The sequence below is a fragment of the Endozoicomonas sp. OPT23 genome (assembly GCF_009653635.1).
GTDB lineage: Bacteria > Pseudomonadota > Gammaproteobacteria > Pseudomonadales > Endozoicomonadaceae > Endozoicomonas_A.
On the sequence record NZ_PPFD01000014.1, the window covers coordinates 1 to 684 of the forward strand.

1 protein-coding gene is annotated in these 684 nt (G+C 37.6%); it reads left to right on the forward strand.

The window, feature by feature from the left end; all coding sequences use genetic code 11:
- Positions 1-162: 162 nt before the first annotated feature.
- Positions 163-582 (forward strand): hypothetical protein, encoded by a 420-nt coding sequence (locus EOPP23_RS21220; RefSeq protein WP_153768003.1) that lies wholly within the window; start codon positions 163-165, stop codon positions 580-582.
- Positions 583-684: the final 102 nt, after the last annotated feature.

Consider the following 684-nt stretch of genomic DNA (forward strand, 5'->3'; position numbering starts at 1 on the left):
CTAAAATCCATCGAGCTATTGCATAAGGCCTTCAGTAGGCCAACTGAAGGTGGGTCTCTTTTTACCCGTTTTCAAGAATAAGAATTAACCATACAAGTTGTTCCAGGTGATCGCACCTGCGGCGCGCCACCTGAACAAAGCGTTATGTGCTAAAGGAAATTCATGTATCACCAGTATTTTAAGGATTGGGAAGTAAGACCTGAATTCAAAAAAGAGTTCGTTTCTCTCTGGTCTGACTGGCTTGGTTCAGAAAACCTTCACAAATTAGATGAGGTTACTGAAAACGAATGGCAAAGATTTAATCAGTTATTAGTATTGCTAAGTAATGATTTTGAAATTGAACATGTTAATAATGAAAAAAGAAAAACTACTCCTATAAGTAACATAAGTTCAGTTTTATCTGGCTATAAGGAATCTATGAACAAGGATGCAACTAAATTCTCTCAATTCATAATTCCTGAATTAGGCTGTGCAATTACCGAAGAATGGGATTACACATACATTATTTGGCATTCGAGCAATGGCGTTGTTGAAAAGCTATCGCCGTATATTAGTTCGGTAAAACTGTGCCATTTCGAGTAATCGCACATAACAAGTGACTGTGGCCTATAGTCAAGTTTTCAGGTGATATTTTCTCCCCAACATGTCCCGTTTTTCAGCATAGTATTCAGGATGACAATCATC

What these genes read in the sequence shown, in the direction of transcription:
- EOPP23_RS21220 (WP_153768003.1), top strand. Translation starts at nt 163, where the DNA reads ATGTATCACCAGTATTTTAAGGATTGGGAAGTAAGACCTGAATTCAAA.